The following is a 25,339-nucleotide window of genomic DNA, read 5'->3' as shown; positions in this document are numbered from 1 at the left end:
CGCTGCGCCGACGCTTTTCCGTCGGTGCTACGGCGCCTCGGCCGTGTAGAGGGCGGCGATCTCGGTGTCGGTCAGGGCGCGGGAGTACGCGTGCACCTGATCGATGTCGCCCGCCCAGTAGTCGGTCCTGTTCCCGGCGTACCTGGCCCGGCCGACCGAGAACGCGCCGGTGCTGACCACGTCCGTGCCCGCCGTCGTGGCCGCGACCCGCCGACCGTCGACGTAGAGCCGGACCTCGCCGGTGGTGTGGTCGCGGACGCCGGCGAGGTGGTACCAGCGGCCCAGCGCCGGCGTGGTCACCAGACGGGCCCGGTTGCCGCCCGGCGTGCTGAAGGCGAAGGCCCCCTGCCCGTACTGGAGATAGAAGGGGTTCTCGGTGGCCCGGCCGTCCTGGCTGACCGCGGTCGCGTAGTTGCCGGGCAGCCTGTCCAGGGTCACCCAGGCCGAGACGGTGTAGTCCTTCGTGGTGTCCAGGACCGGCGCCGCCGTGTCCGCGGAGTCGCCGTCGCCGTCGAAGGAGAGCGCGGAACCGGACACCCCCGAGGCCCAGGCGGTGTCGCCGGTCAGCGTGAGCGCGCTGTCGCCGCCGCCGTCCGCGGCCGTGCTGCCGGTGCCCTCGTCGAGGCTCCAGTCGCCGTGGCCGGGGAAGGTGGCGTCATCGGCGGCGGCCGCACCGGCGGCGATCACCTTCTGGTTGACCGCGCGGACCGCGGCCTCGTCGACCTTGATCTCCCGTCGGTCGTACGTCCAGAGGCCGTTGAGCTCGTTCTCCAGGTCGGTGATCTGCGTGTAGACCGAGCCGGAGAGTTCGGCGCCGGCGGCCTCCAGGTAGTAGCGCTCGGTGTTGTCGACGTACTTCGCGGTCAGCGCCGCCCTGTCCGCGACACCGCTGTAGATCACCGTGGGCGTGCCCGGCCACAGGTGGCCCGGCGTGCGCAGCGTGAACCCGCCGTGCTCGCCGTCCATCGCGATGCGGGTGGCGTCCGGGTAGGCCGGGTCGGTGTTGTTGTAGTCGTGGTGGTCGATCACGTCGCCCTTACCGGAGTCGCCCTTGGAGTTGCAGCAGTTCACCCCGCTGTGCGCGTTGATGATCCGGGACGGGTCGGCGGCCTTGACCTGGTCGGCGATCTGCCCGGTGGCGGTCCGGTCCCACTCGCCCCAGCCCTCGTTGAAGACCACGTAGCCGATCACCGAGGGCGAGTTGTGTGTCTGCTTCATCGTCTGCAGGCCTTCGGCGAGCCACTCCTGCTGCCCGGCGGTGTCGGTGATGTCGCCGGAGACGAAGTCCTGCCAGACCAGCAGGCCCAGCTCGTCGGCGTGCCTGTACCAGCGGGCCGGTTCCACCTTGATGTGCTTGCGGACCGCGTTGAAGCCGAGTCGCCTGGTCTCCTCCAGGTCCCAGCGCAGGGCCGCGTCGGTCGGCGCGGTGTACAGCCCGTCCGGCCAGAAGCCCTGGTCGAGCGTGGCGAGGGAGAAGACGGGCGTACCGTTCAGCACCAGCTTGGGGAATCCGCCGACGTTCGCGACGCCGACCGTACGCAAGCCGAAGTAGCCTTTGACCTTGTCTTTTCCGAGGCTGACGTCGAGGTCGTAGAGGTAGGGGTCGGTGGTGCTCCACAGGTGCGGCTTGTCGACCTTCAGGGTGAGCGTGGCGCCGACCACGCCGGTGACCGTGCCCGCCTTGCGGCCCTTCTCGTCGACAGCGGTCGCGGTGACCCTGGTGCCCGCGGCGGCCGTGGACGACGCGACGGTGACCGAGACCGAGGTCAGCGTCGGCGTGGTGACGATCTCGTCGATGCTCGCGGTGGCGACCGGCTCCAGCCAGACCGTCTGCCAGATGCCCGACGTCGGGGTGTAGACGATGCCGCCCGGGTTCAGCGACTGCTTGCCGCGCGGCTGGTTCTGCCCGGTCGTATCGGTCACCTCGACGAGGATCTCCTGCCGGCCGGTGCCGCGCAGCGCGCCGGTGATGTCCGCGGTGAACGCCGTGTAGCCGCCGGTGTGCTCGGCGACCGGGGTCCCGTTGACGTAGACCGTGGCCCGGTAGTCGACCGCGCCGAAGTTCAGCTTGAGGCGCTGTCCGGAACCGATCCGCCAACTCTTCGGCACGGTGACCAGCTTGCGGTAGAACATGTGGCTCTCGCGCCGCTCGATCCCGGAGAGCTGCGACTCCACCGGGTACGGCACGACGATCGTCTCGCCCAGCGTCTGCCCGAAGACCGGCTGCTCACCGGCCGCGGCGCCGGCGAACTCCCACGGGCCGTTCAGATTCAGCCAGTCGGCGCGGGCCAGCTGCGGTCGCGGGTACTCGGGCAGCGGGTGCTGGGTGTCGACCTCGTCGGCCCAGACGGTGGTCAGCCGGTGCGTGGACGCGTTGGTCGCCGACCGGATGATCTGCGGCACCGCCGCGCCACCGACGATCAGCCCACCGGTCCCGTCGTAGTCGACCTTGACGCGCTGCCCCTGCTGGATCGGCTCTCCGAGAGTGATGACGAGCCGCGTGGCGTCCGCACCGTCCACCGTCACCGCGCTGATCGGCATGGCGGTGGTGTCCGCCTCCACGCTCAGGTGCGCCGCGGTCTGCCCGACGTCGTCGACTGCCTGATCAAAATCAGCGCTTACGGTACGGCCGTCGGCGCCGACCGAGAGGTCCACCGGGTAGACCTGGAAGCCGTCCGGCGGGGTGAACGCGGATTCCGGGACGATCTGCTTGGCGAGTCCGGTGGCCGACCAGCGCAGGTACAGGTTCGCGCCGCCGACGTCCTGGAACAGCTCGATGCGCAGGTCGTGCGCCTCGCCGGCGGCCAGGTGCACCGGCGCGCTGGTCTGCTCGACGTCCCAGTCGCCGACCCAGTGGTCGATCACCGGCTGCCCGTCCAGGGAGAACCGGAACCCGTTGTCGCCGATCAGGGAGAACGTGTAGTCCCCGGTGGCCGGGGCGGTCAGCTTCCCGGTCCAGCGCGCCGTGGTGTTCTCGGTCTGCCCGGTGAACTCCTGAAACGTCCCGGTCAGATCCGCGAAGTCCACGTTGGGGTCCAGCGACACCCCGCCGAGCTTCGCGAAGTCGTGCGCCCCGGGCGCCGAGGTGCTGAAGTACTCACCCTTGAGCCCCTGCGTGGTCGCGGCTGACGCGGCCCCGGCGGGCGGCGCCACGAGAACCGTGAGAAAGAGGAGGACGGCGGCGAACAAGGCGTTCCCGGGCGGTCGCGGCATCGAGCATGTCCCTTCGCGCAACAATGTTTCCAGCAACAATGTTTCCAGATCACATTGAGGCAGTTACATGCGTGATGTCAACGCAAAGGAACAGACCCACACACATTCACTCGTCCGACCCGCCCACTCTCCTGGCTGGCGTCCCGGGGTGTCTCGCGCCGTCCGGCTCGCCCGTGGCCGCCGGTTCGCCCGTGGCCGCCGGCTCGCTCATGGTGGCTGGTGGTGAGGGGTGTCTCGCGTGCCTGACACACCCGTCAGTGCCAGCCAAGACCGTGACCGGGCCGCGGTCAGACCGCCGCGAGCAGGGCGTGCAGGGGGTGCGGCAGGGAATCCGCGGACGCGGCGGACGTGGTGAGCAGGTGGGCGTAGCGCAGGTTGCGGCGGGAACTGCTGCGCAGGAAGCGGTAGAGCTGGGCGGGCAGGGGGCGGTCGCGCCACGCCGGTTGCCTCTGGAAGGAGTGGAAGGGGCGCAGGTCGCGTTCGGACTCCAGCAGGGTCAGGACACCCTGTGGGGTGACGGCGCGGATCAGCTCCTCCTCCAGGTCGCGGTCGCAGACGAAGAATGTGCTGGGGGAGACGGCGGCCGAGGCCAGGGCCTGCTGGAAGATCGGGGCCTCCAGACGGTCGCAGAGGCCGGCGAGGCGGACGTCGTGGGGAGCCAGCCGGGCCAGGAAACCGGTGATGGCGTGGGCGCCGCCGATGGGGACGATCACGATGTGCTCGGCGGCGAGGTCGCGGCCCTGTGCGGTGGCGGCGGTGGTCACGGCGATCTGGTCGCTGATGCCCTCGACGAGGATCGCGGCCGTGGCGCCGGGGATCCGTTCCAACGCCTCGGCGGTCGCCCGCAGGGATGCCGCGTTGGCGATGGGGGCGGACGCGGGCATCTCTCCATCATCGGCGACGGCGGGTGGCGGGGACAAACGATTACCGGCTGGGTTGTTACCGCGTCGGACTGGCCGGGGGCGGGGTACGGCGCGCCTGCGCCGGGAGCGGGGACTGCCCGGCGCGGGGGGAGGGGGCGCACCGTACCCGGAAAGTGGTTTAAGCGACCTTGACCTTGTCCTTGATCTTCTGGGGTGCCGGGGTCGGCGGGGTGAGCGTGGCGGCGGCCAGGGCGGCGACCAGGATGAACGCGGCGGTGACCAGGAACGCGCGGCTGTACCCCGCGGCCAGGGCGTGCTCGGCGTCCAGGGCCGTGGAGTGGGTGCTCGCGGAGACGGCGACCGTGGTCAGCGCGGCCAGGGAGAGGCTGCCGCCGATCTGGCGACCGGCGTTGAGCAGGCCGCTCGTCAGGCCCGCCTCGTGTTCGGCGACGCCCGTGGTGGCCATCGTGGTGGTGGCGACCATGCAGAGGCCGATGCCGATCGAGGCCAGGATGGACGGGGGCAGGAAGCCGCCGGCGAAGGTGGAGTCGGCGTCCGCGAGACTGAAAAGGTACATGCCGGCGGAGCCGAAGAGCAGGCCCGCGGTCATGACCGTACGGCGGCCGAAACGTGCCGCGAGCGGGGCCGAGGACATCGCGCCGAGCACCGAGCCGAAGCAGAACGGCAGGAAGGCGGCGCCGGCCTCGATCGGCGTGTAGTGCAGCACGTCCTGCAGGTAGAGCGAGGCGAAGTAGAAGCCCGCGACGGTGGCGCCGCCGATGAACAGGATGACGATCTGGGCGACCCAGACCGATCGGGCGCGGAAGACGCCGAAGCGGACCAGCGGGGTGGCGGCGACCCGGAGTTCCCAGGCGGCGAAGGCGGCGCCGGCGAGGATCGCGATCAGGAACGAGAGCAGCGCGTACGACGAACCCCAGCCGTGGCCGGCGGCCTGGATGGTGCCGTTGACCAGGGCGGAGACCGAGAGGGTGACCAGGATCGCGCCGGCCACGTCGAGCCGGCCGCCGCGCGCGGTGTGCGTGTTGCGGACCGAGAAGATCGCCAGCAGCAGCGCGGCCAGGGCGATCGGCACGTTGATCAGTAGGACCCAGCGCCAGGAGAGGCTCTCGGTGAGGATGCCACCGAGCAGGACGCCGAGCGCGCTGCCGCCCGCGGCGACCATCGACCAGATGCCGATGGCGCGCGATCGGGCCTTGCCCTCCGCGAAGGCGACCATGAGTACGGTGAGGCTGAGCGGGGCGAGGATGGCGCCGGCGACACCCTGGCCGGCGCGGGCGGCGATCAGCTCGGCGGGTGACTGGGCGACGCCGCCGAAGACCGAGGCGATCGCGAAGACGACCAGGCCGACCAGCATCGCGACGCGGTGCCCGACCAGGTCGGCGAAGCGCCCGCCGAGCAGCAGCAGGCCGCCGAGCGCGAGCGTGTAGGCGTTGACCACCCAGGAGAGTGACGCCGGCGCGATGTCCAGGTCGGTGGCGACCGAGGGGAGCGCCACGTTGACCAGGGTCACGTCGAGGACGACGAGTACCTGGCAGACGCAGGCCGTGGCCAGGACGAGGCCCGGATGTTGTGCCTTCATTGATCTTCCTTCGTGCCGAGCTTTCCCGATGCGAACGTTGTACGCATAAGGCTTACCTAACTTCGTGGGAAGAGTCCAGTCCGTGTGAGGATGATCGGCATGTCCACCCGGCAAGCCCGTGGCCGACCGCGGGAACGCCCCCGCCCCGGCCTGACCCCGGAGATCATCGTGTCCGCGGGGCGCCGGCTGATCGAACGCGACGGCCTCGACGCGCTGACCATGCGCGCCGTCGCGGCCGACCTGAACACCGCGGCCACCTCGCTCTACCGGCACATCGCCGACCGGGAATCGCTGCTGCTCGCGATCCTGGAGAGCATCGCGCTCGGCCTGCCGGTCGAGGTCCCCGGCGCGACCCCCCGGGACCGGCTGCTGACCCGGTTCACCGCGGCGCACGACTACATGGCCGAGTGCTCGTGGGTCCTGCACGTGCTCGTGCTGGGCGAGATGACCGGGGAGAACGCGTTCCCGTTCAGCAACGCCTGCCTCGCCGACTTCCTCGACGCGGGGCTGACCACCCGGCAGGCGGCGCGGGCGTTCCGGTCGTGCTGGCACTTCATGGTGGGTGAGCTGCTGGACGCGCACCCGCGCCTGGCGCCCCGGGAGCCGAGTCAGCGGTCGCGGGCGGTCGCCCGGATCGACCCGGCTCGTCTTCCGGCACTCGCGGCGGTCTCCGCACTGCCCCGGGAGGACTCCCGGGAGGCGTTCGTCGCGGCGCTCGACATCCTGGTCAGCGGGCTCGTCCGATGACCCTGCGGTTCGAGATGCTGGGGCGGTTGCGGGCGTACCGGGGGAGCGAGCCGATCGACATCGGACCGCTGCGGCAGCAGGCGGTGCTCGCCCTGCTGCTCCTGCACCCGGGCGAGGCGGTGCCGGTCGCCACCATCGTCGAGGTTCTCTGGGACGGGGACCCGCCGGAGAACGGGGTCGACATCGTGCAGCGGTACGTGGGCGGCCTGCGGCGGGCCCTCGATCCGTCGATGATCGCGTTCACCCCGCAGGGGTATGTGCTGCGCGGCGGGGACGTCGATGTGGCGGAGTTCCGGAGTGCGCTGGCCCGGGCGCATGATGCACATCGGACCGGCGATCTCGCCGGGGCGACGGACGTGATCCGGGACGCGCTGCGGCTCTGGCAGGACGAGCCGCTGACCGGGCTGACCGGGCCGGTCTTCGAGTCGGCCCGGGCGCGGTTGGCCGAGGAGCATGCGACGGCGTCGGCGCTGCTCGCGAAGCCGATCCTGGCCACGCCGCCGCCCGCGCCGTCACCGCCCGCCGACCGGTCGCCGGATTACGCGGAGCCGGTCGACCCGTGGGCCGGGCATGATCTGTTTCCGCCCGGCCCGTTCTAGCCGTTACTTCTGCTCGGCGGGGAGGCTGTCCATGAACGAGCTGACCGAGAAGACCGCGTTGCCCGGGCCCGCGGGGCCGTAGCCGGGCGGGCTGGACAGGCCGTAGTGGTCCATCGTCGCGCGGTACGTCTCCAGCAGGCGGATGTGGTACTCCAGAGGTGCGCCGTTCGGGTTGGTCTTGCCCAGCGGCGTGGTCGGCTCCGGGCACCACGTGGTGAACCGCGGGGTGATGCCCTTCGACATGAAGTAGTGCAGGCCCTCGCCGGTGGAGTCGATCGCCTCGTCCACGGTCCGGAAACCGAAGGGCTCGGCCATCTCGATGCCCGCCACGAAGTTGGGGATCACGTTGCGCGGACCGAAGACCTCGGCCGAGTCGAGGATGCGGCGGTGCCACTCCTCGCGGCCGACGTAGCGCTCCTTGCCGGGGCAGTGCAGTTCGAAGAGGCGCTTGTCCCAGACCTCGTAGTTCGGGTGGTAGATCTGGATCCCGTAGTCCTTGAACCGCTGCACGTCGGCCTTGGGCAGCGCCTGGGCGACCACCTTGCCGATCCAGCGGCCGGGGAAACGCGCCTCGATGGCCTCGGCGTACTGACCGTAGAAGTCGGCCTCGGCCTTGCCGCCGACCTGCGAGGTCACGCTGCCGCCGGTCAGGGTGTACGCCGTCGAGGTCTTCAGCGTGTCGTACTTGTCGATGATCTCGAGCGCCTCGAGGACCTCGTCGACCGGCTTGACGCCCGTGTAGGGGCGGCCGGCCGCCTTGTGCTGACGCCAGTTGTGGTTGATGTCGCAGTACTGGCACTCCTCCTTGGCGCCGAAGTACTGGCAGACGCGGAAGACGGTCAGGTAGACGAGGTAGCCCCACTGGATGGTCGGCGCGACCTCCATCACCTGCTTGCCGTTGGCGAGCGTGTGCCGGTAGTAGTCCGGCATCGGGGGCAGGCCGACGTCGGCGATCGGGCGGTCGTCGAGGTGCAGCATCAGCCGTCCGTCGGCGTCCGGTTTCACCCGGTACGGCGAGTCGGGGTTGGTGCGGACCGAGACGACCGTACGGCGGAGATCGTAGGGGCCGCCGGTGAGCACGATCTCCTCCGGCGGACGGCGCAGCGCGGCCTCGCCGAGCTCGGGCAGCGTCCGGTGGTCGAACGAGAAGATGAAGTACGACTTGGGCTTGACGTCGCCGGACTCGTTGTCGGTCAGCGCCGACTCGTCGAACGCGAGACCACCCCTGAGCAGGTCCTCCTTGATGACAGCCTCCCGCGGTACGTGTGGGAAGCGGGACATCAGGTCCTCGATGAGATCGGTGCGCGACTGCATGGGGTGTCCCTTCCTTTGCTGCTCACCTCATCACATGCCATCACATCCCGGGTACGCCACCGGGGCGGGGGATGGAGATGTTCGTGACATTGTTGACGGGGTGGTTCGGGCGTCCTACGTTGCGGCGCATGAGTGGCGTGGAGTACCTCAGCGCGACCGCGGTGTTGCGGGCGTTCCGGGAGCGGACGTTGTCGCCGGTCGAGGTGTACGACGCGGTCGTGGCGCGGGCCGACGCGGTGGAGCCGACCGTGAACGCGCTCCTCGAACGTGACCACGAGGACTACCGGGCGGCGGCGATCACGGCCGGTGAGCGGTACGCCGGGCGTGGTGACGCTCCGCGAGCGCTTGAGGGTCTGCCGGTGGTGCTCAAGGAGGAGCAGCCGATCGCCGGTCGCACGCTGCGGCTGGGCTCGCTTCTCACCGAAGGCCAGATCGCCGACGAAACCCACCCCCTTGCCTATCGTACGTTGGCGAGCGGCGCGCTCGTCCACGCGCGGACCACGACCCCCGAGTTCAGCTGTGCCGGCTTCACGCACAGTGAGCTGTGGGGCGTGACCCGGAATCCGTGGAATCCGGCGTTCTCCCCGGGCGGGTCGTCGGGTGGCTCGGCGGCGGCGCTCGCCTCGGGGACGGCGTACCTGGCCAGCGGTTCGGACATCGGCGGCTCGATCCGGCTGCCGGCGTCGTTCTGCGGTGTGGTCGGGTTCAAGGCGCCCTACGGGCGGGTGCCCGCGCTGCCGCCGTTCAACCTCGACGTGTACTGCCACGACGGGGTGCTGGGCCGGACCGTCGCGGACGTGGCGCTGTTCCACAACATCGTTCAGGGGCGGCATCCGGCCGATCACGTGTCGCTGCCCGCGCTGCCGATCCCGGCCGAGCTCGGCGACGTCCGCGGGATGCGGATCGCGCTCGCCGTGACGATCGGTGACTTCCCGGTGGAGCCGGAGGTCGAGGCGAACACCCGGGCGTTCGCGGGCGCGCTGAAGAGCGCCGGCGCGATCGTCGAGGAGGTGACCGTCCCGCTCTCCCTGGAGGCGGCGAGCGAGACGGCGTTCGTGCACTACGGCGCGATCATGGGTGCCGCGGCGGTCGCCGAGATCGGTGACGCGCGGCACCCGGCGCTGATGCCGTACACCCGGCAGTTCCTGGCGATGTCGGCCGAGGCGCTGGAGCGGACCGGGGTGGTCGGCGGCCTGGCCGGGGAGGCCACCGTGCACGCCGCGCTCGCCGCGGTGTTCGCCGCGCACGACGCGCTGATCTGCCCGACGCTGGGCACGACCGGGTTCGAGGCCGGACGGGACTACACGGACGGCGTCGAGGTGGCCGGCCGCCGGTTCCCGATGCACATGATGGCGGCGCTGACCCCGGTCTTCAACATCGCCAGCCGTCACCCGGTGCTGAACGTGCCGTCCGGCCGGGCCGGCAACGGGGTGCCGACCGGGGTGCAGGTGGTGGCCCGCCCCTACGACGACGTGACGGCCTTCCACGTCGGCGCCGCCGCCGAGCGGGAGCTCGGGCTCTGGAACGATCCGGCCTGGCGCCCGGACTGCTGACCGGCGCGACCCGGGCCGACGATTTTCCATCGCGGTCATCCTCGATCTCGCTCTGGCCGACCGTATCATTTGGACATACACTCACGTCGATTGTTCCGCCGCCGGGTGCGAACCGGTTCGGCACCCACGAGGGGAGACTCCGATGGACGTCCTGAAGGAATGGGAACCGCGTGACGCGGGCAGCGAGACCGTGGAACCGGCGGCTGGTCTGACGACCGCCGACGAGCCGGCGAGCGACGCCATCTGGACCCGGTTCGGTATGATCGGCGCCGATGGGCCGGGCAAAGAGGTCATCTGGACCCGGTTCGGCGCGATCAGCGCGGACGAACTGAGCAACGACGTCATCTGGACCCGGTTCGGCACGATGGGTGCCAGCGAGCGGAGCAACGACTGGACCAGGTTCGGCGTCATCGACTCCGCGCCGGCCAGCTGATTCTCGGTCGGCCGCAGCCGGGGGCGGGTTCCGTGGGACGCGGCGCCGACGTGATCGAGCGTTTCGTCCGGGAGAACGCCGCCCCCGGCTTCCGCGTCGATACGACCCCGGCCTGGGTCCGGGTCCGTCCGCCGGGCGCCGAGATGCCCGAGCACGGGTGGAAGCTGCACCTCTCCGCCCGCGCCGTGGAATACGCCGACGTGGTGCGCCTCGTGGTTCCGGTGCTCCTGGCCGAGCGGTGCCCGTTCAAGCTGGCGGTCTCCGAGGAGGTGCTGCGCCGCCTCAACGACGGGGCCTCCGCGCCGGCCCTCGTCGGCAAGGCCATCACCGTCTATCCGGACCATCGCCGTACCCGGGAACTCGGTCTGTGCCTGGCCGCGTTGCTGCGCGGCGTCGGCGCTCCCCGGGTGCTCAGCGACCGCCGGGTGGACCCGTCCGCCCCGGTCTACTACCGGTACGGCCCGTTCCTGCAGGCGGCGGAGGATCAGGCCGGCGATCGCCGGCTCGCGCCCATGCGGGGACCGGACGGCACCGAGTTCGACGGCGCGGCCACCCTCGCGTACCGGCAGCCACCGTGGACGATCGACCCGTTCACCGGTGCGACCGCCGCCGAGGCCGAGCGGACGCCGGAGCCGGTCCTGTTCGGCGGGCGCTACCGCGTGACCGGCGTCATCCAGTCGTCGGCCCGGGGGGACGTGCTGCGGGCCGTCGACACCGCCGGCGGCGGCGCGGTGGTGATCAAGCAGGCGCGGGCGTACGTCGCGGAGGAGGACGGCAGCCTCGACACCCGGCTGCGGCTGCGCAACGAACGCCGGGTCCTGCACGCCGTCGACGGGATGACCGGGGTGCCGAGGGTCCTGGACCACTTCCGGCACGGCGCGGACGAGTTCCTGGCCCTCAGCGACGAGGGTTCGCACAGCCTGCGCGACGCGGTCCGGCAGGCCGGCGGATACCTGAGCGCCGGCAGTGGCCCGGACGGTGCCCGGACCCTGCGCCGGCTGGCCGCTGACCTGGCCACGATCGTGCTCGACCTGCACCGCAGGGGCGTGGTGATGCGCGACCTGGCGCCGAAGAACGTGGTCCTCGACGGCACCCGGGTGAGCGTGGTCGATTTCGGTCTCGCCAGCTACGACGGTGTGCATTTCGCGGGCGGCACGCCGGGGTACGCGCCCGCTCGGCAGTGTCGCGGGGAGGCCCCGGAGGAGGGTGACGACCTGCACGCGCTGGGCATGACCCTCTGGTTCGCGATGACCGGCAGGGACCCGGTCTGGCGCGAGACCGACGTGGAGGCACCCCGCGCCGAGGCGTTGCGGGATCTCCACGAGCGGTACGGCGTACGGCCGGAAGGTCTGCCCGGCGAGGTGCTGGAACTGCTCGGCGGCGCTCCGGAGGCGGCGCGGCGCGCGGCGGTCAGGCTCGCGTCCGCCCGCTGAGGCGGTGGCCCCCGGAGGACGGCGCGGAACGGGTGGCGGCCCGTTCCGCAGAGATCACCCGATCACCCCATGCGCCTCCTGTCCTCCTCGCACGCGGCGTCGGCCGCGGCGTCGGAGTAGGCCCGGGTCTCGGCGCTCAGCGCGGACCAGGGCCGCCTGCGCCGCCAGGCCTCGACCTCGTCGGCGAGCCACACCTTGCCCTGTGCCAAATTGGCGATAGGTGTCGGGAACGATGGTTTGGACGTCAACTGATACACCCTTTGGCGACTGACTCCGCCCAATCGGACCCGGATCTCATGTGCGCCCATCAGGCGAATTCCCGCTCGATCCATGCAGGCGACTATAGCTCCATGACAGGGGGCCAATAACTTGACGCGGGTAAACCGGTTGGCCTTTCCCTATCTATTCATGGGAACAGTCCAAACGCGACTCAACTCCGCTTTGAACAGCGCAGATGCGGAAATAGTGTGCTCGGATGGCTCGCCGTGGGAATCGGTGACTCTCACGCCGGAGAAGGACGCGAAGGCGGTGTTTCCCGCGTCACTATTCCAGCGCCAATAGTGCAATGACTAGGGTTGGCCGCGGATCGGCGGGAAAGCTCGGTGAGCCCTGTGCGGAGCGCGTCGCGTGACGAGACGGTTCGCGGATGGCTGTCGGTTTGCTGCGTCAATAGGTGTCGGGGCCGTCGTCGGGGAGCAGGCCACGGCCGGGATCGGAGGCGCACCAGAGGAAGCCGGATTCGGCGGTGTTCGGGGCGTAGTGGAACGGCTCGTTGCCGTCGCGGACGGTGAACCCCTGCGGATCTCCGTCGATCAGGAGGCCGAGCCGGAGTTCCCAGTCCGCCTCCGGGCCCTGGGAGACGCCGAACTCGATCTCCGCCTGCTCGCCCGCGAGCAGGTGGATGCCGCCGCCGCGGGTGAGCCGGAACTCGTCGCCCGAGTGCGGGGTGCGCTGCAGCCAGGCCTGGGGGTAGTCGGTGGACGGGGCCTCGTCGTCGAGCGAGAGGAGGACCTCCTCCGGCACCCGGGTCACGGGCGTATCCGGCGCCGGCTCGCAGGTCACCGGGATGACGTGGTCCGGCTTCGGCGTCGCCAGCACGTGCGGCCGGAGGTTCGCGATCCGGATCTCGACCGGGCGGCTCGCGTGAATGGTGACGTGGACGTAGGACCTGGTGGAGTCGTACCCGCCCTGGCTGCGCAGCGATCGCAGCAGGTCCGCGCAGGTTCGCGGGTCGCCGGTGATGCGGGGCGTGTGTCCGGTGGGGAACGCCACGATGCTGTCCAGGACCTCGCCGTCCCATGGGGTGAAATGCCCGCCGACGACGTCGATCGGCGGGCCCGGGGACGGGCTCTCCACGCCGGCCGTCGATGCCTGTTCCGTGCTGGTGGCGCGCCACGGTCCGCCCCGGTAGGTCACCGCGAACCCGGCCGCGCCGACGAGGAGGAGAGCGACCGCAGTGACCAGGGTCCTGGTTCTTCCGCGCATCTTCACACCCTTTTCCGGGTACGCGTCACGGCCCCTCCGATGCGGCCCGGACCTGGTCGCCGGGGCCGATGTCGTAGGCGGCCTGGTAGCTGGGCTGTTCGGGAGTGGTGCGGAAGGTCCGGCCGTCGGCGGGGAGCGTGATCGTCTGTGGGGTGGTGCCGGCCACCACGTCCAGGTCGAGCCGCCACGTGCACAGTGCGGGGGCGGGGTGGACCTCGACCTTGAGCACGATCTGCTCGCCGAGGCCCAGGGTGATGAAGTGGCCGGCGAAGTAGGGCTTCCCGGGGCCGGTCTCCGGGTCGTTGTGCCGGGCGACCGGTACGGTCTCGCCGAGGTCGAAGGCGAGATCGATCGTCTCGGTTTCGCCCTCCGAACCGGCGAACCGCAGCAGCGAACCGGGCACGGCGGTCTGGCGGCTGAGCACCGTCGCCCGGATCTGGCGGATGACCACCGACGGGCTGCGCCGGCCCTCCAGGGTCACGTCGAGGTACGAGAGCGTCTCCGTGCCGCCCTGGGACTGCGCCCAGCTGTGGGCGGCGGTGTACGAGGTGGGGATCTGGTCCTGTTCTATCTCTCCGGGAATGATCAGCTGGGTGCCGTCCGGTGGGTACTCTTCGGTGTCGATGAACGCCGCGACTGCCGGACCCTGCGGTGCGGCGTGGGAGGGCTGGTAGTCGTTGACCAGACGGCCGGACACCGCGCCGATCACGGCGACCGCGACGGTAGAGGCGAGGAACGCGGCGGCGTGGCGCAGACGGCGGCCCCTACCGGCGGGCGGAGCGACCGTCGTGGGGTGCTGCGGTGGTGCGGGCGGCGCGGCCGGGCGTCGCTCTCTCCGACGACTCATATCGACGCCTTGGGATGGAGTGGTCGATGGCGGCAGCGTGCTCCCCAGACGCGCGGCGGTCAACGCATCTTATCCCGGCTGACACCGCGGTGCGGGCGATCTGCTGGTGTGCCGGACGTTTCCGCTGCGTGGGGGAGGGGAACGCCGGTCGGCCGGGTGGCCTCGCGGCGGGTGGCCTCGCGGCGGGCGGGGGCGCGAGCGGGAACGGTGCGGTGGGCGTACCGGAGAAGGGGTGAGAAAGGCGGCGGCGGTCAGCTCTGCTTGACGGTGAGGGTGCCGAAGCCGCCGGTGGCGTCGATGTCGAGGCCCGGGTTCTTGTCGACGTCGCCGGAGCGGGTCAGGGTGCCGGCGCCGACGCCGCCGCTGTGGGTGCCGTAGAGGACGACGTCGCCGCCGCCGCTGCCGGCCAGGACGCGGACCGGGAGTTTCTGGGCGGTGCTGATCGTCCACTGGCTGACGCCGCCGTCCATGCGGATCGGCAGCGTGGTGGTGATCTTCCCGAGACCGATATTGATCGTCTCGGCGCCGCCGTCCAGGTCGATGCTGTCGACGTTGCCCGAGGTGAGCTGGAACTGGGCCAGCTTGACGCCCTCGCGCATCCGCAGCTCCCAGGTGATCCGGTTGCTGAGCAGGACGTTCACCCGGCCGGAGCCGGCGCCGGTGTAGTTGGCGCCGACCTTCAGGACGCCGTCCACCAGGGAACTGCCGGCCTCGACGCCCGCGTCGTCGGGGGCGTCGACCCGGAAGACGTCGTCGCCGATGTCGGCGAACCGGACGGAGAGCTCGGTGACGCCGGTGACCAGCTCGAAGCGGGCCTGCTTGAGGTCCGGCTGGGCGTTCGCGGTGGTCGGGGTGATCGAGGGGGAGGGGCTCGCCGTGGTCGGCGTCGGGGCCACACTCACCGGGGCGGTGGAGACCGGTGCGGCCTCCGTCGTACCGGCGGACTCGACCGGGAGGACCGCGGCCGCGTCGGGCTGCAGGTCGGTGATCGAAACCGGACGCAGGATCAGCACGGTCCCGGTCGCCACGACCAGGGCGAGGCCGCCGACGAGCAGCACCGGGCGCCAGCCCCACCAGTGGTCGCCGTGCTCGTCGGAGAACGTGCCGGCGGTCCGCGGGTGGTCGGCGATGCTGGGCAGGTACGCGGCCCAGGGCGGCTGATGCGTCGAGGTGCCCGGCGGGCGGGTGGAGCCCGGCCGGTTCGGGGTGTCCGGCCAGTAGTCCTTGATGTTCGGCAGCTGGACGCCGTCGACGTGCCGCCCTAGATTCTGCTGCTCGGCCGCGGTGTGCTCGGCGTGGTTCGCGACGTAACCGGCTATCCGTAGATCGGGCATCGTAAATCTGCCGTCGTTCGGTTCCTGATCGTCGGAGCCGGCCCGCCTCACCCGTGTCTCCTCGTGGCGTATCGAAATGATCTCGTGTGGAGCGTCCAGATTGATCCCTTTCCCGCAGTCGCGCAAGTCCATCCAGTGGAAACCTTGCGCACTAGGTTTTTTCGATTAATCTGCTCGTCACAGGTTCGACACAGTTTCGACTTCCCCGCCTCCCCGTCTACCGTGCCGCCGCAGCTCGTGGCCTTTGTGCGGTGGCTCGTGCTCGCCCGTTTGTGAAACGTTTCAATTGTTGACACTCCCGTCAGGAGCCGAGAACGATGAAACACACACCGAGATGGCTGGCCGCCGTTTGCGCGGGTCTGGTCGTCGTCACCACCGGAACCGCGTACGCCTCGACCGCCTACGCCTCGACGGCCCTCGCCTCGACCGCCTACGCCTCGACGGGCCGGACGACCGGCCTCGCCGCCGGCGACTGGGCCGCGCTCAACCCGGTCACCGCCCTCACCGCGGCGACGTTCGCCGACCCACCACAGAACGACATGCCCTGGGCGCGCTGGAACTTCCCGCCCGCCACCGCCACCGTCGCCGGCCTGGAAGCCGACCTGCAGGACGCGTACGACCACAACATCGGCGGCGTCGAAATCGGTCAGGGCGGCACCCCGACCACCGAGCAACTCACCGCGGTCTACCGCATGGCCAACCGCCTCGGCATCACGGTCAGCCTCAAAGCGGCCAACGGACTGCCGACCACGACCTACCAGGGCACCGACGACCTGGCCCGGCGCACCCTGTCGACCACCACGCAACTGGTCGACGGCGGGACCACGCTCACCGGCGCGGTCGGCGGCACCACGACCGGGACGATCGTCGCGGTCCTCGCCTACCGCTGCGCCTCGCCCACCTGCCCGACCACCGGCGCGATCCCGCTGGACCGGTCCTCCGTCCACGATCTGACCTCCTCACTGACCGGTACGAACGCCGACGGGTATCAGGACGGGTCGACGGCCGGGAATCTCAGCTTCACCGCACCGGCCGGGAACCAGTGGACCGTGCTGACCTTCCGCGCGGTGCCGTTCGGCGTCCAGCCGGAGACCCTCACCAAGGCCGGAACCAAGCAGGTCACCGACGCGTACGACGCCTACTTCGCCGGTGGACTCGCGTCGCTGGTCACGAAGAACGGCGGGGACTTCTTCGTCGACTCGCACGCCGGCGACCCGTGGGGCGCACCCGAAGAACTCTGGTCCAGCACGATGCGCTCCGACTTCCGCACCCGCGCCGGGTACGACCTCGTCCCGAACCTCGCCGCGCTGGTCAGCCCGACCATGGCCGGCGCCGGGCTGGGCGGCGTCTCACCGACCGCCATCTCGTACGAGTTCACCGACGGCACCGCCGACCGGATCCGCTCCGACTTCAACCGGGTCCGCAGCGACCTGTTCACCGAGAACCGGCTCCTTCCGTTCCAGAACTGGGCACACACCTACGGCATGCGACTGCGCCTCCAGCAGGAGGACGGCCCGGTCACCTCGATCGGCGACCAGCTGCAGACCTCATCGGTGCTGGACCGCTCCGAGTACGAGTCCCTGACCGGCAGCGACCAGACCGACCTGTACCGGCCGATGGCCTCGGCGAACCACGTCACCGGGAACACCTGGTACTCGACCGAGTGCTGCGCCGTGCTCAACGCCAGTTACCTCGAGACCTACCAGGACGCGATCGTCCGGATGAACCACGAGTTCGCCGGCGGCGTGAACCGGATCGTCTACCACATCCGCCCGTACCTCGACACGCCCACATCCACCTGGCCCGGGCTCGGATTCAGCGCCTCCAAGGTCGGGTTCTCCAACGCGTGGAACCGCACCGAGCCGTACTGGGCCGACTCCGCCGCGATCAACGACTACTTCGCCCGCAACCACCTCGTTCTCACCCAGGGCAGCGCCAAGGTCGACGTCGCCGTGTACCAGCGCAACTACTCCTCACCGGCGGCGTTCTCCACCACCGACACCGACAACCGCCACTGGCAGGACCTCGGACTCCAGCGTGCCGGGTACTCCTGGGACTACCTCGACGAGAAGCTCTTCGACTACCCGAACGCCCGGAACTACCAGGCCCTCATCATCGATCAATTCCTCACCCCCTCCACCAACACCGCCCGCGGCACCCTCACCGTCGAGGCGGCCCAGGACGTCCTGCGGTTCGCCCGGTCCGGCATGCCGATCGTCTTCGTCGGCGCACCCACCGGCACCGGCACCATGCCCACCTCCACCGACGCCACGCTGACCGGGCTGCTCGCCCAGATCTACGCCCAGCGCAGCGTGCACCGGGTCGCCGCCGAGGCCGACGTGCCCGCGACGCTCGCCAGGCTCGGCATCCACCCGCAGGCCGAACCCGCCTCCCCGACCACACTGCAGAGCGTCCGGCGTACCGACCGGGGCACCGACTACTACTGGCTCTACAACCAGGGCGTCGACGCCTACCCCGGCTCGACGGCGTCCTACGGCAAGAACCCGAGCAACCTGTACGAGGAGCCGTCCGCCTGCGCCACGGTCACCGTGAACAACCCGTGCATGGCGACCGGGGACGCCCTCGACACCATGGTCACCCTGGAAGGCCGCGGAACGCCGTACACCCTGGACGCCTTCACCGGGAAGGTCACGCCGATCGCGGAGTACACCCGTAAAGGCGGTACGGTCACGGTCCGGGTCACGCTCGCCCGGGACGCGTCCACGATCATCGCGCTGACCTCGGACCCGAGCCGGCTCTCCCCGGCGGGCCGGTCGGCCGGTTCTGCCGCCGGTTCCGGTTCCGGCAGTGGCCCCGGTTCTGCCGACGGTTCCGGTTCCGGCAGTGGCGCCGGTTCTGCCGACGGTTCCGGTTCCGGCAACGGCGCCGGTTCTGCCGACGGCTCCGGTTCCGGCAACGGCGCCGGTTCCGGCAACGGGTCCGGGGGCGGGGCATCGCCGGCACACGCCGTCGCCACCACCGCCGATGCCGTGGTCAGCGCGGGCGGACGTCTGGCGGTGCGTGCCACGAAGGCCGGCACCTACACCACCACGCTCGACACCGGCCGCCGAGTGAAGACGACGATCTCATCGGTTGCTCCCTCCCTCGATCTCACCAAGGCCACCTGGTCACTCACGGCCGAGGACTGGCAGCCGGCCAACGCGTACGGGACCACCGGCGCAGCGGGCACCGCGACCACCAAGAATCCGGTCACGGTCAGGCTCACCGGGCTCAAGGCCTGGCCGCAGATCCCCGAGCTGGCCGGCGCCTCGGGCATCGGCCACTACACGACCACGGTGAACCTGTCGTCGACCTGGTCCCGCGACGACGGCGCCACCCTCCGCCTCGGGCAGGTCACCGACACGTTCACGCTCACCGTCAACGGCACGGCGGTGCCCGTCGACCAACTGTCGGCCACGGCCGATCTCGGCTCCCACCTGCATGCCGGAGCCAACACCGTCACCGTGCGCGTCGCGACGACCCTGAACAACCGGCTCGCCGCCCTGGACTCGAGCGTCGCCGCCCGTGGCGTCATCCAGAATTACGGTCTGATCGGGCCGGTCACCCTGACCCCGTACCGCCAGGCGGCTCTCCCGGCTCACTGACCTCCTCTCGCCCCGCCCCGGCCACGCTCTGCCCGGCCACGCTCTGCCCGGCCACGCTCTGCCCGGCCACGCTCTGCCCGGCCACGCTCTGCCCGGCCACGCTCTGCCCGGCCACGCGCTACCCGCGCGTGGCCGGCTCTTCCTCGGTGAAGCCGCTGCGATGACCGTAGGGGCCACCGAAGCGCTGGGACATCCCCCCGGCCGCAACGCGGCCATGCGGAAAGTCTGGACCTTGTCCCAAGGGGAGGGTCAAGGCGCGGGACGGGGCACGGTCAGATGCTCGCCCGGTCCTGGATGAGCTCGTCGGCGACCCAGCGGGCGACCCCCGCGGGATACGGAGCGCCGAGACCGAGCACGATGTGCGAGAAGCCGGCGGCGAGCGCCTCGTCGATGGCCGCGCGCGTGGTGGCGGGCTCGTCGTAGCTGACCGAGAGGTGCATGGAGCGGGTGATGGCCGCCGGGTCGCGGCCGATCTCGCCGCAGAGGCGGTCCAGGAGCGCGCTGCGGCCGACCGCGTCGGCGATGTCGCCGCCGGGGATGTTCCAGACGTCGGCGTGCCGGGCGATCACCCGCAGTAGAGCGGTGGAGCGCCCACCGATGACGATGGGCGGGTACGGGTTCCGCTGGGCCGGCTTCGGGTTGCAGACGGCGCCGCTGAGCTGGACGTGCTCGCCCGGGAAGTCGAAGGGCTCGGCCTCTGTCCACAGGCGCCGGATGACCGTGCAGGCCTCGTCGAGACTCGCGATAGAGTGGGCGAAGTCGTGGTACGGGAGTCCGTGAGCGTCGTACTCGCGGCGGGCCCAGGGGATGTCCGGGCGGGAACCGGCGCCGATGCCGAAGTTCAGGCGGCCGTCGGCCACCACGTCGACCGTGGCCGCCATCTTGGCCAGCAGAGCGGGCGGACGGAATCGGTTGCTGGTCACGAGCAGGCCGACGCGTAGTCGGCGGGTGTGGGCGGCGAGGGCCGCGAGCAGGGTCCAGCCTTCGTAGGTGGGGCCGGTCATCGGCCCGGCGAGCGGGAGGAGATGGTCGAAGAGCCAGGCGTGCTCGATCTGCGGGATGGCGTCGGCCTCCCTCCAGACGGGGAGGATGTCGGCGTAGTCCACCTGCATCGGGGCGGTCATGATGCCGAAGCTGCGCATGCGTGCTGGTCCTTTGCTCATCGATTGCCTTCCGTGGGAACCCCCGGGTTCATCCGTGGGAATCGTTATTTGGATTCGAGGTGACCCAGCTCGGTCGGCACGTCGACGGCCCGGTGGTCGAGTGCGGCCTCGGTGAGGACACTGTGCAGGTAGGCGAGGGTGACCTCCTGGATGAGGGCGACGCGGTCCGGGCTCTCGTCGGTCGTGTCGGTGGAGCGGTACGCGTGGATGCCGCCCAGGGTGTGCTCGCCGCCGTGCAAGGTCAGCAGGGTCTTCGGGCCCGGGCTCTGGTGGTAGCCGTCGGTGAACCACTCCGGGCCGCGTACCGAGAGAAGGGATTGGTCTTTGTCGCCCGTGACGATCAGGGCGGGAGCGGTCATCGTGGTGAAGCCGGGGTTCATGAAGGAGAAGTTCTGTGCGGCGAACGGGGTGAGGTCGCCGAAGCCGGTGCCGGGCAGAGCGAAGAGCAGGCCCGCCTTGAAACGCAGGTCAGTCCGGTCATTCTCCGGTACGCCGTCGCTGTCGAGGACTCGGGCGCCGAGCAGCATGCTGGCGGTCTGCGCGCCCCAGGAGTGTCCGGCGGCGATGATCTGTTCGTGACTCAGGCGGCCCGCGAGACCGGGGACGGCGTTCTCGATGAGGTCCAGATTGTCGAGAATGCGGGACATGTCCTCGACGCGGAAGCGCCAGATGTCGGCGTAGCGCGGGTCGTCGGGGGTGACGTTCAGTGATGCCGAGTCGAGGTGGGTGGGCTGGATGACGGCGAATCCGTGGGCGGTCCAGGCGTCGACCAGCGGGGCGTAGGCGTCCATCGACTGCATGGCGCCGTGCGAGAAGACGATCACGGGCAGGTCGGTTCCGGTGAGGGGTGCGGTCACCCGGACCTCGAGGTCGGTGCCTCGGTCGGCGGCGGGGAGGGCGATGGGGCGTACCGAAAGCACGGTTTTGATCATGAGGTTTGCTCCATGGTATGGCCTCCGAGCAGCGGATCTGGCATACTCGGTCAGCGGATCAGCGTTCCGTTTTGACCGTACGGAACTGTGTTCCGTTTTTCAAGGCGAGTGTGACGGAGGCGACAGGGCATGGCCGAGGCGAGGAAGCCGGTGCCCGGTGCGCGAACCGACGCGCGGCGCAACAAGGAGGCCCTGCTGAAGGCGGCGGCCTCGGCGTTCGTGGCCTCGGGCGTCGACGTGCCGGTGCGCGAGATCGCGGCGCTCGCGGGTGTCGGTGTCGCCACCATCTACCGGCATTTCCCGACCCGGGCGGACCTGGTCGTCGCGGTCTACCGGCTCCAGGTCGAGGCGTGCGTCGAGACCGGGAAGGCGCTGCTCGCGCGGGGGTCGCAGCCCTACGCGGCGCTGGTCGAGTGGGTCGATCTCTTCGTCGACTTCCTCGTCACCAAGCACGGGCTGGCCGAGGCGCTGCGGTCGGAGGATGCGACATTCCAGGCGCTGCACAGCTACTTCCTCGACAACCTGCTGCCGGTCTGTGGTGATCTGCTCGCGGCGGCGCGGTCGGCGGGCGAGGTGCGCGGCGACATCGAGGCGCTGGAGCTGATGATCGGCGTGGGCAATCTGTGCATCGGCGTGAACAAGGACATTCCGTACGACGCCCGGCGGATGGTGGGCGTCCTGCTGGCCGGCCTGCGTCCCGAGTAGACGACCGAGGGGCGGTAGGACGCCACGCAGGTCCGGACCGTCGACGCTGACGTGCGCATCGTCGTGGGTCCACGCTCGGCCCGGCGGCGACCATGAGGCGGCGACCATGAGGGCGAAGTCGCGCTTGCCGAACTCGTGGGCCGAGTCGGAAATCACGGTGGTCAGCGACTCCGAGAGCGCCTTACGATCTCGCGGAGCCGGGCGTCGCCGGGCTCTTCGGGGGGAGTCCGTCATGGGTGTCGTGCTGGGCCGGGGCCGTCGTGCCCTGCTGTCGGTGGTCGTCGTGGTGAGTGCGGGCCTGGCCGGGAGCACCGGCGGCGGGGCCACCGGCACGGCGGCGGTCGCCGGGAGCGCGCCGCCCTCGGTGCCGGTGGTCTCCCCGTCGCCGTCGGTCTCCGCGTCGTCGGCCGCGCCGGTGAAGCCACGGATCAGCAAGGCCGGAATGGACTACTTCTCCGCCATCGCGTTCGGTGGGAAGTACGGCGCCAAGGTCAAGTACGTCACGCGGTGGGAGACGGATGAGGTCACGATCCGGGTGCACGGCGGCAACGCCAAGAGCCGCAGCTGCCTCGGTACGGTGGTCAAGGACTTCAACGCGATCACCGCGACGACCGACATGAAGCTGACCACCGAGGCGACGGCGGACATCGACCTCTACTTCGCGGCGAAGTCCACGTTCCATTCCCTCGACGAGGACTACGTGTCGGGCGACGCTTCCTTCACCGTGAACTGGAGTCGGTACCACACGATCAACTCGGCCATCGTCCTGATCCGGTCGTCGGGGACCACCGAACGCGACCGATGCCGGATGATCCGCGGCGAGCTGACCGGCAGCATGGGACTGGTCGGCACGTCCACGAAGCATCCGGGCAGCGTCTTCTACGCCAGGTCCTCTCCGGCGGCGATGAAGTACACGGCCCTGGACAAGGAGGTCATCGGCCTGCTCTACAGCGGATCGGTCTACCCGGGCGACACCCCGCAGATCGTCAAGGAAGCGGTGACCGTCGGCTGAACCGGAGCGGGACACGGCCGGGCCGAAGTCCGCGGGGAAGGCGCGCTTCTCCGCCACCGTGCTGTCATCCGTCCGGCCCGGCTGACGAGTTCGCCGCGGCCTCCGTCCCGGCCGGTGGGTGTGGTGATGTGTGTGGGCCCGCGGTGGGCGTACCCGGGTGGGAGGAACTGGACTTTGATCTTGGGGTAGTGGGTTGATCACGCAGCGTTGCCGCCCGGGGTGTGTTGCCGTAGGATCGCGGGGTCCTGGTACGCGGATCACAAGGCGGCCTCATGACATCGGTGCAGACCGAAGCGTTGCGTGACTTGGCCACCCGCCTGACGGCACAGTCCGATGCGCTCAGTGGCAACACCCGCGCCACCGTCGCCGCCCTGGCCATGCCCAAGGAGGCGTATCCGCTGTTCTCCCTCGCCGCGTGGGACGACTACGAGAAGGTGCGCAGCGGCATCGAGAACGTGACGATCGCGGTCCAGGACATCCTGGAGACCACCGGAACGGCGCTCACCCGGGTGGCGGCGCACTACGAGCAGATGGAGCAGGAGCACTCCGAGAGCTTCACGTACGACAACGGCTGACGGGGGACCGGCGCAATGGCATGGGACGACGGCGGCATCTTCGATCTGAGTGCGGAGAGCGACGCGCGAGACACCTGGGTCTGGCGGTCGGTGGTGATCGGGACCGGCGCGCTGCTGATCGTCGCGCTCGAACCCTCCGGCGCCGGGATGGCCGCCGCGGCCATCGGCACCGCCGTGGTGGTGCCCAACGTGGTCGACCCGGAGGTGTGGACGAGTGCCTCCGGCGAATGGAGCGAGCTGTTCAACGTCTTCGACGCGGCGGTCGCGGACCTCACCGAGGCCGACGCCGCGATGTTCGCGCAGTGGAAGGACAGCGCCGCCGAGAGCTTCCACGGCTTCGTCAACGGCACCCTCCTGCAGGTGCTGGCCCGGTTGCGGGAGGCCTGCAACCTGATGGACGACGCCTGCACCCAGATGGCGATCGTGGTCATCTCCACGCTGGTCGCCTACTTCTCGGCGACCGTCGGCGCGATCGTGGCCGCGCTGGCCTCCAACGCGGGTGGCCCGTTCTCGCCGGCCGCGAAGTGGGCGGTCTTCGGTGTCTGGGCACCGGTCATCCTGGCGGTCATCGCGGCGATGGTCGCCGCCGTGGCCACGCTCTGGACGACGAACAAGACCCTCGGCGACGCGTTCGACGCGCTCAAGAACAAGATCGGCGAGAAGGACGGCCGGATCGACGCGGCGAGCGTGCGGCTTCCCGAGCCGGTCAAGGCCGTGATCTCACGGTACGACGAATGGGAGAAGAAGTCGTGAGCCCGGGCGTCGACGACGTCTCCGGTGCCGCGCAGGACGCCCAGCGACACGGCTACACGCCGGCGTCCCTGCGGGTGCTGAACGAGGCGGTGCAGGAGTACCGCGACCGGATCGCGGCGCTGACCGTGGAACGGTTCGAGGCGACCGACGAGACCGGCACGGTGACCGCCGAGGTGACCGGTGATGCGCAGCTGCAGAGCGTCTACATCAGCCCGCACGCCGTCCGGGGGCTCGACGCGGCCGGGCTCGGCGAGGCGTGCCGGCAGGCGATCCTCGCCGCTCGCGGGCGGATGACCGAGCGGATCCAGGAGGAGATGGCCGCGAGCGCGGGCGGGGAACTGACCCCACCGCCGATCGACGTCGAGACCGCTGCGGCCCGGTTGCGCCGGGCCGCGGAGAGGCTGCGCTGATGGACCTCAACGACCTGCGGCGCCTGACCGCGGACCTACCCTCCATGATCGCCCGGGCGACCGCGTTCGCCGAGCAGTCGACGTCCGCGGAATACCAGGTGTCGTCCCCCGAGGGCGAGGTCGCCGTGCGGGTCTCCGGGAGCAAGGAGCTCCTGGAGATCCGGATCTCGCCGGAGGCGAAACGCCGGGTCGACAACCTCACCCTCGGTGAACTGGTCACCGCGACGGTACGCGCCGCCGAGCAGGCCGCCGACGACGCCCGCGAGGAGTTCCTCGCCTCGGTCCGGATCGGCGACCACACGGTCGCCGACCTGATGCGCGACCCGTCGTCGTTGATCCCGAACGCCCCGGCACCCCGCGATCCCCGATGAACCTCGACCCGCGGACCAAGGCACGCAACGTCGGCATCCTGATCTTCACCGCGACGGCCCTGACCTGCGCCGCGGGTAAGACCGTCGTCGACCTCTGGGACAGCGCGCCGAGCCTGAGCGCCGGCTTCGCGGTCCTGTGGCTGATCCTGATGGCGGCACTCGGCTGGGCCCTGATCCTGATGCTGCGCGCCTACCGCAACCGCTGAGGTCTGCCGTGCCGGTCCGGCACGTGTTCGCCGGCCGTGGTTTCACGCGACCGCCTGCCCCGTCCTGGCCGCCACACCGATGCGCTGACCTGCGCCGCGAATGTCGGTCTGGACGTTCGCGGCTGATGGCCGGCGGCGCATCGTGCGGGGCGGCTACATCCCGGGAGGCCGACGGTCGTGACCGTC

23 protein-coding genes are annotated in these 25,339 nt (G+C 70.5%); 13 read left to right on the top strand and 10 right to left on the bottom strand.

Annotated features, from left to right (window positions below):
- Positions 1 to 27: 27 nt before the first annotated feature.
- The 3 genes from AB0M08_RS24190 to AB0M08_RS24180 form a co-directional block, all read right to left on the bottom strand.
- Positions 28 to 3,213 (bottom strand): LamG-like jellyroll fold domain-containing protein, encoded by a 3,186-nt coding sequence (locus AB0M08_RS24190; RefSeq protein WP_364497259.1) that lies wholly within the window; start codon positions 3,211 to 3,213, stop codon positions 28 to 30.
- Between the two features lie 287 nt (positions 3,214 to 3,500).
- Positions 3,501 to 4,097 carry a TOPRIM nucleotidyl transferase/hydrolase domain-containing protein gene (locus AB0M08_RS24185; protein ID WP_364497256.1) on the bottom strand — a complete coding sequence of 199 codons (597 nt, stop codon included), beginning with the start codon at positions 4,095 to 4,097 and terminating at the stop codon, positions 3,501 to 3,503.
- A 157-nt stretch (positions 4,098 to 4,254) separates the two neighbouring features.
- On the bottom strand, positions 4,255 to 5,676 hold the full coding sequence (locus tag AB0M08_RS24180; protein ID WP_364497253.1) for an MFS transporter: 1,422 nt from the start codon (positions 5,674 to 5,676) through the stop codon (positions 4,255 to 4,257).
- Positions 5,677 to 5,775: 99 nt separating this feature from the next.
- On the opposite strand from AB0M08_RS24180, the gene AB0M08_RS24175 reads away from it, so the two are divergent.
- Both AB0M08_RS24175 and AB0M08_RS24170 read left to right on the top strand, forming a co-directional pair.
- Positions 5,776 to 6,423, top strand: coding sequence for a TetR/AcrR family transcriptional regulator C-terminal domain-containing protein (locus AB0M08_RS24175; protein ID WP_364497251.1), 648 nt, complete (start codon positions 5,776 to 5,778; stop codon positions 6,421 to 6,423).
- Positions 6,420 to 7,022, top strand: coding sequence for a BTAD domain-containing putative transcriptional regulator (locus AB0M08_RS24170; RefSeq protein WP_364497248.1), 603 nt, complete (start codon positions 6,420 to 6,422; stop codon positions 7,020 to 7,022). Before AB0M08_RS24175 ends, AB0M08_RS24170 begins: the two co-directional genes overlap by 4 nt.
- Positions 7,023 to 7,025: 3 nt before the next feature.
- Here the strand turns inward: AB0M08_RS24170 and AB0M08_RS24165 are convergent, their stop codons facing one another.
- On the bottom strand, positions 7,026 to 8,336 hold the full coding sequence (locus AB0M08_RS24165) for a radical SAM protein (RefSeq protein WP_364497245.1): 1,311 nt from the start codon (positions 8,334 to 8,336) through the stop codon (positions 7,026 to 7,028).
- 128 nt (positions 8,337 to 8,464) lie between these two features.
- Here AB0M08_RS24165 and AB0M08_RS24160 point away from each other — a divergent pair, with 128 nt between their 5' ends.
- The 3 genes from AB0M08_RS24160 to AB0M08_RS24150 all read left to right on the top strand — a co-directional run bounded on the left by AB0M08_RS24160 (position 8,465) and on the right by AB0M08_RS24150 (position 11,755).
- Positions 8,465 to 9,889, top strand: coding sequence for an amidase (locus AB0M08_RS24160; protein WP_364497243.1), 1,425 nt, complete (start codon positions 8,465 to 8,467; stop codon positions 9,887 to 9,889).
- 142 nt (positions 9,890 to 10,031) lie between these two features.
- On the top strand, positions 10,032 to 10,322 hold the full coding sequence (locus AB0M08_RS24155; protein ID WP_364497241.1) for a hypothetical protein: 291 nt from the start codon (positions 10,032 to 10,034) through the stop codon (positions 10,320 to 10,322).
- A 32-nt stretch (positions 10,323 to 10,354) separates the two neighbouring features.
- Complete coding sequence (locus AB0M08_RS24150; RefSeq protein ID WP_364497238.1) at positions 10,355 to 11,755, top strand: hypothetical protein; 1,401 nt, start codon at positions 10,355 to 10,357, stop codon at positions 11,753 to 11,755.
- A gap of 62 nt (positions 11,756 to 11,817) precedes the next feature.
- On the opposite strand, the gene AB0M08_RS24145 is transcribed toward AB0M08_RS24150, so the two are convergent.
- The 4 genes from AB0M08_RS24145 to AB0M08_RS24130 all read right to left on the bottom strand — a co-directional run bounded on the left by AB0M08_RS24145 (position 11,818) and on the right by AB0M08_RS24130 (position 15,421).
- Positions 11,818 to 12,063, bottom strand: coding sequence for a hypothetical protein (locus AB0M08_RS24145; protein ID WP_364497434.1), 246 nt, complete (start codon positions 12,061 to 12,063; stop codon positions 11,818 to 11,820).
- 358 nt (positions 12,064 to 12,421) lie between these two features.
- Entirely contained in the window at positions 12,422 to 13,240 is an 819-nt protein-coding gene (locus AB0M08_RS24140; protein WP_364497235.1) for a hypothetical protein, read from the bottom strand.
- A gap of 25 nt (positions 13,241 to 13,265) precedes the next feature.
- Positions 13,266 to 14,087, bottom strand: a complete 822-nt coding sequence (locus AB0M08_RS24135) for a hypothetical protein (protein ID WP_364497232.1) — start codon at positions 14,085 to 14,087, stop codon at positions 13,266 to 13,268.
- Positions 14,088 to 14,338: 251 nt separating this feature from the next.
- On the bottom strand, positions 14,339 to 15,421 hold the full coding sequence (locus tag AB0M08_RS24130; RefSeq protein ID WP_364497229.1) for a hypothetical protein: 1,083 nt from the start codon (positions 15,419 to 15,421) through the stop codon (positions 14,339 to 14,341).
- A gap of 317 nt (positions 15,422 to 15,738) precedes the next feature.
- On the opposite strand from AB0M08_RS24130, the gene AB0M08_RS24125 reads away from it, so the two are divergent.
- Complete coding sequence (locus AB0M08_RS24125) at positions 15,739 to 19,026, top strand: glycosyl hydrolase (RefSeq protein WP_364497226.1); 3,288 nt, start codon at positions 15,739 to 15,741, stop codon at positions 19,024 to 19,026.
- A gap of 272 nt (positions 19,027 to 19,298) precedes the next feature.
- Here AB0M08_RS24125 and AB0M08_RS24120 read toward each other — a convergent pair whose 3' ends face one another.
- Positions 19,299 to 20,168: an LLM class flavin-dependent oxidoreductase gene (locus AB0M08_RS24120; protein WP_364497223.1), complete on the bottom strand. Its 870-nt coding sequence runs from the start codon at positions 20,166 to 20,168 to the stop codon at positions 19,299 to 19,301.
- A 65-nt stretch (positions 20,169 to 20,233) separates the two neighbouring features.
- Positions 20,234 to 21,121, bottom strand: coding sequence for a chlorophyllase (locus AB0M08_RS24115; RefSeq protein ID WP_364497221.1), 888 nt, complete (start codon positions 21,119 to 21,121; stop codon positions 20,234 to 20,236).
- Between the two features lie 129 nt (positions 21,122 to 21,250).
- Here AB0M08_RS24115 and AB0M08_RS24110 point away from each other — a divergent pair, with 129 nt between their 5' ends.
- The 7 genes from AB0M08_RS24110 (at position 21,251) to AB0M08_RS24080 (ending at position 25,153) form a co-directional block, all read left to right on the top strand.
- A complete protein-coding gene (locus tag AB0M08_RS24110) occupies positions 21,251 to 21,826 on the top strand; it encodes a helix-turn-helix domain-containing protein (RefSeq protein WP_364497218.1) in 576 nt (191 codons plus the stop codon).
- Positions 21,827 to 22,058: 232 nt separating this feature from the next.
- The gene (locus AB0M08_RS24105) at positions 22,059 to 22,838 is read left to right on the top strand and encodes a DUF2927 domain-containing protein (protein WP_364497216.1); all 780 of its coding nucleotides are present in this window, start codon (positions 22,059 to 22,061) and stop codon (positions 22,836 to 22,838) included.
- A gap of 272 nt (positions 22,839 to 23,110) precedes the next feature.
- Complete coding sequence (locus AB0M08_RS24100; RefSeq protein ID WP_364497214.1) at positions 23,111 to 23,413, top strand: hypothetical protein; 303 nt, start codon at positions 23,111 to 23,113, stop codon at positions 23,411 to 23,413.
- A 15-nt stretch (positions 23,414 to 23,428) separates the two neighbouring features.
- A complete protein-coding gene (locus AB0M08_RS24095; RefSeq protein ID WP_364497211.1) occupies positions 23,429 to 24,166 on the top strand; it encodes a hypothetical protein in 738 nt (245 codons plus the stop codon).
- Positions 24,148 to 24,576, top strand: coding sequence for a YbaB/EbfC family nucleoid-associated protein (locus AB0M08_RS24090; RefSeq protein ID WP_364497208.1), 429 nt, complete (start codon positions 24,148 to 24,150; stop codon positions 24,574 to 24,576). Before AB0M08_RS24095 ends, AB0M08_RS24090 begins: the two co-directional genes overlap by 19 nt.
- Positions 24,576 to 24,947, top strand: coding sequence for a YbaB/EbfC family nucleoid-associated protein (locus tag AB0M08_RS24085; protein ID WP_364497205.1), 372 nt, complete (start codon positions 24,576 to 24,578; stop codon positions 24,945 to 24,947). The genes AB0M08_RS24090 and AB0M08_RS24085 overlap by 1 nt, the downstream gene beginning before the upstream one ends.
- The gene (locus AB0M08_RS24080; RefSeq protein WP_364497203.1) at positions 24,944 to 25,153 is read left to right on the top strand and encodes a hypothetical protein; all 210 of its coding nucleotides are present in this window, start codon (positions 24,944 to 24,946) and stop codon (positions 25,151 to 25,153) included. The genes AB0M08_RS24085 and AB0M08_RS24080 overlap by 4 nt, the downstream gene beginning before the upstream one ends.
- The last annotated feature ends 186 nt before the right edge of the window (positions 25,154 to 25,339 follow it).

It is taken from the genome of Actinoplanes sp. NPDC051851 (assembly GCF_040681165.1).
Lineage (GTDB): Bacteria > Actinomycetota > Actinomycetes > Mycobacteriales > Micromonosporaceae > Actinoplanes.
Note: the sequence above shows the minus strand (reverse complement) of the source record. Positions and strands in the feature narration are given on the sequence as shown.